The organism is Bordetella petrii (assembly GCF_020991325.1).
GTDB lineage: Bacteria > Pseudomonadota > Gammaproteobacteria > Burkholderiales > Burkholderiaceae_B > Bordetella_A > Bordetella_A petrii_E.
The window spans coordinates 1-8404 of record NZ_JAJMLX010000205.1 but is presented as its reverse complement, the minus strand read 5'-3'; the positions used below and the strand labels follow the sequence as shown (position 1 = coordinate 8404).

Annotated in this window: 10 protein-coding genes; 6 read left to right on the top strand and 4 right to left on the bottom strand. The window is 65.8% G+C overall.

Annotated features, from left to right (window positions below; all coding sequences use genetic code 11):
• Both LPZ50_RS18000 and LPZ50_RS17995 read right to left on the bottom strand, forming a co-directional pair.
• Positions 1-213, bottom strand: a 213-nt coding sequence (locus LPZ50_RS18000; RefSeq protein WP_419195611.1) for an anti-sigma factor family protein, incomplete at its 3' end; no start/stop codon positions are given.
• A complete protein-coding gene (locus LPZ50_RS17995; protein WP_230663256.1) occupies positions 210-725 on the bottom strand; it encodes a sigma-70 family RNA polymerase sigma factor in 516 nt (171 codons plus the stop codon). The genes LPZ50_RS18000 and LPZ50_RS17995, both read right to left, overlap by 4 nt.
• 207 nt (positions 726-932) lie before the next feature.
• Between LPZ50_RS17995 and LPZ50_RS17990 the strand changes: the two genes are divergently transcribed.
• From LPZ50_RS17990 to LPZ50_RS17980, 3 genes are all read left to right on the top strand, one after another.
• Positions 933-2036, top strand: coding sequence for a catalase family peroxidase (locus tag LPZ50_RS17990; protein WP_230663254.1), 1104 nt, complete (start codon positions 933-935; stop codon positions 2034-2036).
• The gene (locus LPZ50_RS17985; RefSeq protein WP_230663253.1) at positions 2033-2587 is read left to right on the top strand and encodes a cytochrome b; all 555 of its coding nucleotides are present in this window, start codon (positions 2033-2035) and stop codon (positions 2585-2587) included. The genes LPZ50_RS17990 and LPZ50_RS17985 overlap by 4 nt, the downstream gene beginning before the upstream one ends.
• Before the next feature lie 95 nt (positions 2588-2682).
• On the top strand, positions 2683-4089 hold the full coding sequence (locus tag LPZ50_RS17980; RefSeq protein WP_230663251.1) for a nucleobase:cation symporter-2 family protein: 1407 nt from the start codon (positions 2683-2685) through the stop codon (positions 4087-4089).
• Here the strand turns inward: LPZ50_RS17980 and LPZ50_RS17975 are convergent.
• Both LPZ50_RS17975 and LPZ50_RS17970 read right to left on the bottom strand, forming a co-directional pair.
• A complete protein-coding gene (locus LPZ50_RS17975) occupies positions 4086-5294 on the bottom strand; it encodes an MFS transporter (RefSeq protein WP_230663249.1) in 1209 nt (402 codons plus the stop codon). The genes LPZ50_RS17980 and LPZ50_RS17975 overlap by 4 nt on opposite strands.
• A 192-nt stretch (positions 5295-5486) precedes the next feature.
• The gene (locus tag LPZ50_RS17970) at positions 5487-6440 is read right to left on the bottom strand and encodes a LysR family transcriptional regulator (protein ID WP_230663247.1); all 954 of its coding nucleotides are present in this window, start codon (positions 6438-6440) and stop codon (positions 5487-5489) included.
• A gap of 85 nt (positions 6441-6525) precedes the next feature.
• Here LPZ50_RS17970 and LPZ50_RS17965 point away from each other — a divergent pair, with 85 nt between their 5' ends.
• The 3 genes from LPZ50_RS17965 (at position 6526) to LPZ50_RS17955 (ending at position 8295) form a co-directional block, all read left to right on the top strand.
• A complete protein-coding gene (locus LPZ50_RS17965; protein ID WP_230663245.1) occupies positions 6526-7146 on the top strand; it encodes an NIPSNAP family protein in 621 nt (206 codons plus the stop codon).
• A 32-nt stretch (positions 7147-7178) separates the two neighbouring features.
• Positions 7179-7769 (top strand): cupin domain-containing protein, encoded by a 591-nt coding sequence (locus LPZ50_RS17960; RefSeq protein ID WP_230663243.1) that lies wholly within the window; start codon positions 7179-7181, stop codon positions 7767-7769.
• A 67-nt stretch (positions 7770-7836) separates the two neighbouring features.
• Complete coding sequence (locus LPZ50_RS17955) at positions 7837-8295, top strand: (2Fe-2S)-binding protein (RefSeq protein WP_230663241.1); 459 nt, start codon at positions 7837-7839, stop codon at positions 8293-8295.
• Positions 8296-8404: the final 109 nt, after the last annotated feature.

Genomic DNA, 8404 nt, shown 5'->3' with positions numbered 1-8404 from the left:
CACCGCGGCGGGGTCCAGCGCGGGGTTGGGCGGCATGCTGTCTTGCCCGGCCATATCGCGCAGGCGCTGCGCGTCGCGCTGCCAGGCGGCAAGCTCCTGCGCCTGCTCGGGATGCGCCTGCAGATAGACCTGCATGGCCTGCTGCCGGGCCGGGTCCAGTTGGCCGTCCACGAACGCATTGCGCGCCAGGTCGTCGATAGATTGCTTGTTCATTTCAGTATCCTCAGGCGGGCCTCGCCGGCCGGCCCTTCATTCAGGCCGCGCAGCGCGCTGCGCGCGCGCGACAGGCGCGACATCACCGTGCCCAGCGGCACATCGAACAGATCGGCCGCGGCCTTGTAGCTGAGCCCTTCCACACTGATCAGCCACAGCAGGGTGCGCTGGGCCTCGGGCAGGCGGTCGAAGGCATCCAGCGACAATCGGGCGATTGCCTCGCGTTCCGCCGACGGCGCCGCCGCGTCGGATCCGGCGAACCAGTCCAGCAGGCGCGCATAGCGGCGCGACCGCCGCTGGGAATCCAGAAACTGGCGGTACAGGATAGTGAACAGCCAGGCCCGCACATCGCCTTGCGGGCGGCGGCTGGGCCAGCGCGTCAGTGCTCTTTCCAGCGTGGATTGCACCAGGTCGTCGGCCGATGCCGGATCGCGCGCCAACCGCAGGGCAAAGCGCCGCAGGCGCGGCAACAGCAGGCGCAGCAGAGCGTCGGACAATTCGTCCGTGGGTATAGCGTCGTCGGCGGATGGCGGGCCGTGGATGGGCAAGCGTACCGGTCGAATCATGTCGGGGTTCCTGTCCGGCCAGCGCCGGTGACGCCACAAGCTTACAGGCCAGTACCGTAAGACGCCGCCCGGGCGGGTTTATTCCCTGGCGGAATATTTTTTCTGGCCGGCCGTCCTACAGGGGTATTCAGCGCCCTACGAGCAAGGAGCCTCATGCAGCAAGAATCCCAACGCGATGCCCGGCCGCTCGATGCCCGGCAAATCTGCCTGCGCCTGGGCGCGATCGGCGCCATCGTGCTTTTTTCGGGCGCCGCTTTCGCCTATGTGGGCGGCTGGCTGGATCCGCAACGGCTGACCCCGGACCGGGTGGTGGATGCCCTGGAAGCCAACAGCGGCGTCCACCCGGGTTTTCGCCGCAATCACGCCAAAGGGGTCTGTGTAACAGGCCATTTTGAAAGCAGCGGCGCGGCGCATGCCCTGTCCGCGGCCGCGGTGTTCGCGGCGGGCAACACACCGGTGACAGGACGGCTGGCGCTGCCGGGAGGCAACCCGTACGCGCCCGATTCCAGTGTCCCCATCCGCAGTTTTGCGCTGCAGTTCACGTCGCCCAATGGCGAACAGTGGCGTACTGGCATGAACAGCATGCCGGTATTCCCGCTGAGCACGCCTCAGGCGTTCTACGATCAGCAACTGGCCGCCCGGCCCGACCCCAAGACAGGCAAGCCGGATCCGCGGCGCATGCAGGCTTTTTTCGCGGCCCACCCCGAGGCCGCGCCATTCCTGGCCTGGGCCAGGACGGCCAGGCCGTCGGCCAGCTATGCCACGGAAAGCTATTTTGGCCTGAACGCCTTTTACTTTGAGGATGCGCGGGGCAAGCGGCAGCCCGTGCGCTGGCGCCTGGCGCCGCTGGACGCCGGGCCCGCGCCCGCGGCCCAACCGGGCCATGATGCCGACTATCTGCAGTCCGATCTGCAGCAACGTCTGGCGCAGGGGCCCCTGCGCTGGCGCCTGCTGGTGACACTGGGGGCCGCGGACGATTCCACCCGCGATGCAACCCGCCAATGGCCGGCGGACCGCCCCACTGTCGATGCGGGCACCGTGGTGATCACCGGCAGCGCCCCGCAAGACACCGGCCCTTGCCGCGACGTGAACTACGACCCCACCGTGCTGCCGCCGGGCATTGCCATTTCTGACGACCCCTTGCTGGCGGCACGTTCGGCCGCGTATGCCGCCTCTTATGAACGCCGCACCCATGAAGGGCCGCCCCGGCGCGCCGCGGCCCCATCCCTTGCCACTGAACCGGAGCACGCACCATGACTTTGCCCGTCTCTTCCATTCACCGGCCCGTGGCGCAGTTCAGCCTGCTTGCGCGCCTGCTGCACTGGCTGATGGCGATCGGCATCCTGGCCATGTTGTTCATTGGCGTGGGCATGGTGGCCTCGGTTTCCGAACGCCACCAGTGGCTGATGCAGATCCACAAGCCGCTGGGCCTGGCGCTGCTGGCGCTGGTGTGCCTGCGCCTGGGCACACGGTTGTACAAAGGGGTGCCGGCGCTGCCGCCCGGCCTTCCGGCCTGGCAGCGCCGCGCCGCGCTGGCCTCGCACATGCTGTTGTACGGACTGATGTTCGCGATGCCGCTGATAGGCTGGGCAATGGTGTCGGCCGGCGGTTATCCGGTAATGGCGGCCGGCTGGCAACTGCCCCCCATCGCGCCCGCGGATGCGGCCCTGTTTGCCTGGCTGCGCGGCGCGCACCGCTATCTGGCGTTCTTGCTGTTTGCCACGGTGCTGCTGCATCTTGCCGCCGGCCTGTTCCATGGATGGATACGGCGCGACGGGGTATTGGAATCGATGACGCGCGGCCGCTGACGGGCACGCCGGGCCGGGCCGCAAGGGGCCGGATGGCCGAAGTGGCTAAAATCCACGCTTTGTTCCTGTCCCCCTAGGCCGGCCGGCGCCCGTTCATGCAATCTGCCCCGCTCACCCAACCCATTCCCCCCCGTTCCCCCGCCATCGAGCCGCCCGCGCACGACCTGGTGTACGGCCCCGACGACCGCCCCGCCCCCTTGGTGGCCTTTGTCGCGGCGCTACAGCATCTGCTGGCCATCCTGGTGCCCATCGTCACCCCCGGGCTGCTGATCTGCCAGGCCCTGGGCGTCAGCGTGCGCGACACCACGCTCATCGTGTCCATGTCGCTGGTCGTGTCGGGCATTGCCACTTTCATCCAGTGCCGGCGGTTCGGCCCGCTGGGCGCCGGCCTGCTCATCGTGCAGGGCACCAGCTTCAATTTCGTGGTGCCGCTGATCGCGGGCGGTTCGGCCATGGTGAAGACCGGCACGCCCGTCGAAACCGTGCTGGCCACGATGTTCGGCGTGGTCATCGCCGGCTCTTTCGTGGAAATCGCCATCAGCCGGGTACTGCCCTTCGTGAAGCGCCTGATCACCCCCCTGGTTACCGGCATTGTGGTGCTGCTGATCGGGCTGACCCTGATCAAAGTGGGCCTGATCAGCATGGGCGGCGGCTACAGCGCCATGCAGAACGGCACCTTCGCCAGCGCCGAGAACCTGATTTTGTCCGGCCTGGTGCTGGGCACCATCGTCCTGCTGAACCGCCTGCCCGTCGTGTGGATCCGCAGCACGGCGCTGGTCATCGCCCTGGTGGTGGGCTATGCCGCGGCCGCCTACATGGGCAGGCTGGATTTCACCGGCGCCCGCGAGGCCGCCCTGTTCCAGATACCCGTGCCCCTGCATTTCGGGCTGGGGTTCTCGTGGCCGCTGTTCGTGCCCATGCTGATCATCTACCTGGTGACCTCGCTGGAAGCCATTGGCGATGTCACGGCCACCAGCAAAGTGTCCAGGGAACCTGTGGAAGGCCCGTTGTGGATGCAGCGCATCAAGGGCGGGGTCTTGGTCAACGGCGTGAATTCGCTGCTGGCGGGCCTGTTCAATACTTTTCCCAGCTCGGTTTTCGCGCAGAACAACGGCGTGATCCAGCTGACCGGCATTGCCAGCCGCCACGTGGGCATCTGGATCGCCGGCATGCTGGTCGTGCTGGGCCTGTTTCCCGCCGTGGCGGGCGCCTTGCAGGCCGTGCCCGAGCCGGTGCTGGGCGGCGCGGCCATGGTGATGTTCGGCGCGGTGGCCGCCGCCGGCATCAATATCCTGGCCAGCATCCAGCTGGACCGCCGGGCATTGCTGATCATCTCGGTATCGCTGGCGCTGGGGCTGGGCGTATCGCAGGTGCCCGAGATTCTGTCGCACCTGCCGCATGCGCTGAGCAGCGTGCTGGAATCGGGCGTGGCAACGGGCGGCATCTGCGCCCTGGTGATGAACTGGTTCCTGCCGGAAACCCGGCGTCCGCACGCGGCCTAACGCGAATCTGAGCGCGGCAGGCACACCAGCACCAGCAGCGAACACGCCCCCGCGCAGATGAAGGCGTAATCGTAGCGCCCGCTAATCGCGACAAAGGCCGCGAACGCCGTGGGCGCCAGCATGTTGGTCAGGTTCACCAATATGCTGGAACCCGCCGCGGTTTCAGAGATCATGTGCGGCGGAGAACGCCGCGCCACTTCGGCGATTTGCACGCCGTTCCAGCTTGCCGCCGAGCTGCCCGCCACGAAGGCCAGCAGGATAACGGCCCACAGCGGCCATTGCGCGCTGGTCAGGCCCAGCAGCGCGGTAGTGGCCGCCGAGAACACCGCCGCGATAGACAGCGCCGCCGTGGCCGAGCGCAGGTAGTCGGACAGCCAGCCCAGCGCGATGCGCCCCACCACCCCGCCCGCCTGCATTACCGCGAACACCATGCCGGCCAGGGCCAATGAATACCCCAGGCCGTCGATCAGGTAGATGACGGTGAACGTGAACCAGCAGCTTTGCGACACGGCGAACAGGCTGCCCACGGCCGACATTTTGGTCAGGCCGCGATTGTGCAGCAGCGAAGCCAGCGGCACGCCCAGGGCGCGCAAGGATTGCCAACTGGGCAGAGCCAGGACGCGGTACCCCGCCGAAGGGGTTTCGAAACGCGCGCTGGGCCGCCACGTCAGCGCAGTGGGCACCACCACCATCAGGGCGCAGAAGAACAAGGCGACGCGCCAGCCCGCCGCCAGCACCACCACGGGCACCAGCAGGCCGGCGATCACCCCGCCCAGCGGCACGCCCGCCTGCTTGATGGAGAAAATCAGGTTGCGCTTGCCCGGCGGCGAAAAGCGCTGCAGCACTTCGCTGCCCGCCGGGTTGGCCGCGCCGTTGCTCAGACCCATGATGAAGCAGGCCAGCAGGGCCAGGCCCAGGCTGGGAAACAGCAGCAGCACCATGCAGGCCGCGCCCAGGAACAAGGTGAGCTGCAACGTGCGCATGCCGCCGATCTGCTTCAGCAGGCCCGAGCCCGCCACCAGGATGGCCAGCCCGCCCATGGAATTGCTGGCGGTCAGGTAGCCGATGGTGCTGCCCGTCCAGCCGAATTCCTGCGACATGGCCGGGGCCACGATGGGCACCAGGCGCGCCAGGAACGACGACGTAGTCTGCAGGGTAAAGATGGCCACGACCGGAATGAGCCAGGCGGGTGCTGCGCGTGTCATGGAGCTTATGAAGGCGTGTTTTGTTGGGGCGGCGGGCGACCTGCTTGTCTCCGGCCCGGGCCGCGGGTGTGGACGTCATGATACCCCTGGCAATGCCGTTGCCGCGAGCGCGCTGCGTGGCGCCACCCTGATTGCCGGCCCCTGAAGCCGCCGTGCTCGATGCCCTCTGCGCCGGAAAACAGCCGAGGCCCGCTATTCGGCTTCGCGCCGGGCGGTTTGCCATTCGCCAGCGGAGATTTTCTCGTTCGCGACGGTGGCGAACATTTCATTGGCGCGCAGCGCGGCCGCCGTACTGGTTCGTTCGCGCGATTGCGCGGCGACCCACTTGATACGCAGCCCGCGGATAGGGCTGGCCGATACATAGTGCTGCATCAACGGCTCATGAACGGCCGAATAAGGCAGTACGGTGTACCCGACGCCGCGCCGGATCAAGTCGAACATCATGGCGATCATGTCGGCCTCCATGACAGGCTCAACCGATAGATTGCGTTTGGCCAATGCGCGGTCGACGATAAGCCGCAGGCTATTGGGATAAGCGGTAAGAATCAACGGCCGGGCAGCAATGCGCGAAATGTCCGTGAAACGGCTGGGATCCAGTTTGGCCTCGGCAGGGCCCACCCAGCAGAGAAGCTCGCTTGCAAAAGGGCGGACATCGAAAGCGTCCAGGGCCTCAAGGCTGGACACAATGGCGACATCGATGTCGCCGTTGGCCAATGCATCGCGCATCGAGCGGGACGTGCCTTCGTGCACCGCCAGGCGCACCTTGGGATACTGTGCATGGTACTGGGCCACGACGGGCGCAACCAGCATCTGGCGCAGCGATGGCGGCGCGCCGATGTGCAAAGGCCCGGTGGGTTGTTCGCCCACGGCGGTGACAGCCCCTTTTATCTCGTCAGCCAGATGCAACAGCATTGAAGCGCGGCCCAGCAAGACCTCGCCGGCCTCGGTCAGGGTGACGCCGCGCGCCTGCCGCTCGAATAAGTCGACCCCCAGCTCTTCTTCCAGCAACTTGATCTGCCGGCTTAGTGCCGACTGGGTGATCCACGCCTTGGTACTGGCCGCCGTAAGGCTGCGCGTATGGGCGACGTGGACGAAATAGCGAAGCTGGCGCAGGTCCATGGCAATGGAAGGGTATGGCCTACCCATCTAATTTACGAATATTAGGGATGACTATTATACGTTTGTCGAAGCGAACCGGCTTCGCTATCGTGCTGGAAAAGGAGACCGACGCATGATTCACGAATACCGCACTTACACCATTGAACCGGGCCAGCTCGACACCTACCTGGCGCTGGCCGAAAGCCGGGTCGTCCCTATCCGCCAGAGTGACTATGGCCGCCTGGTGGGGTTCTGGACCAGCGAATCCGGCATGCTGAACCAGGTTCACCATATATGGGAATACACGTCCATAGACCAGCGCCAGCAGTTGCGCCGGGATCTATCGGAAAACCGCCGTTGGTGCGACGAATTCCTGGCCGGCGCCTGGCCCACCATGCAAACGCAGGAGGTCCGCTTCATGAACCCGCAAGGCCGGATTGCGCAGATCGCGGGCCCCAGCGCGTTCTATGAGCGGCGCATCTACCGATGCCCGGCGGGCAAGTTCGCGGACCTGGGCCGCGCCGTGCAACAGCGGCACCGCGACGCGGCCGCATCGTTGATGGGCGTGTGGACCAGTGAATCTCCCCAGCCCAACGAAGTGGTGGAAATTGTTGCGTATCCCGACCTGCGGACACGGCTGGCCGACAGGATCACCGCCGCGCCACAGCGCGACTGGCTGCGCGAGCACGCCAAGATTCTTCAGCAGGTCGAGTCGGCTTTCCTGCTGCCCATCGGTATTTCGCCTGCCCAGTAATCAGCCCACCCTTCCCTTTCAGGAAAACGACCATGAGTGCCGTAAAACAACTAAAGACGGTGTCCGTTTCGCCGGCCCGGATGCTGAAGAACGTTGCCCGCTTCCGCGAACTGAAACCTCAATCCAGCTATTACAGGCGGGACCAGGGTATTCCGCACGAAGCTTATGAAACCGTGACGGCAAAATCGCTGTATACCTTGATGGCGCCATCCGGCACGGCGGGCCCCATGTCGGCCACGCCCGCGGTGCTGACCGACGACAACCTGTCGGTGATCATTGCCGAGTGCCCGCCGGGCGACAAGCCCATGCTGCACGCGCATTTCTTTACGGTCGAGCATTTTTTCTGCCTGAGCGGGCAATTCAAGGTGCGCTGGGGCGACGAGGGAGAACACCAGCTGACGCTGGATCCGTTCGACATGATCCGCGTGCCGCCCGGTGTGTGCCGTGATTTCACCAATGTGACGGACCAGGTGGCGTACCTGTTGGTATTCATTACCGGCAAAGCCGAGTCAGACTACAACGATATTGGCTTCGCCCCCGGCGAATCACAGAAGTTCAAGCAGCGGTTCGGCGAGGACGTCGCCGAAAAGCTGGAGACCATCGGCTTCAGTTTCCTGAAGTGATTGCCGGCGCGGGGCTGCGCGCTTGCGGCCCTGCGCCCCCCCTCTTTCCGATCCGGAGCCTGCTCGCATGATCGAAATTATCGTAAACAGTAGAACGACCCAGGTGACATCCGAAGATGACACCCCATTGCTATGGGTGCTTCGGGACGAACTGGGATTGACCGGTACCAAGTTCGGCTGCGGAATGGCGCTGTGCGGCGCCTGTACCGTGCATGTGGATGGCCAGGCCGTTCGGGCCTGCGTGACACCGGTATCGGCCGTGGCGGGCAAGCGTGTCGTCACCATTGAAGGCTTGTCGCCGGACAGTTCCCATCCCGTCCAGCGCGCCTGGGTGGCCGAACAGGTGCCGCAATGCGGCTATTGCCAATCGGGGCAGATCATGGGCGCGGCGGCGCTGCTGCACCATAACCCCAAGCCCAGCGATGCGCAGATCGAAGCCGTCATGAACGGCCATCTGTGCCGCTGCGGCACTTATCCGCGCGTCAAGGCCGCGGTCAAGCGTGTGGCTGCCGAAGGACAATCGTGATGCGGGCGGAAACTTCCATTAGCCGCCGCGTGTTCCTGAAGCTGGGTGCCGCGGCTGGCGGCGGCTTGCTATTGTCGGCGGCCGGCACGGCCGCCCCGCGCAACGGCAC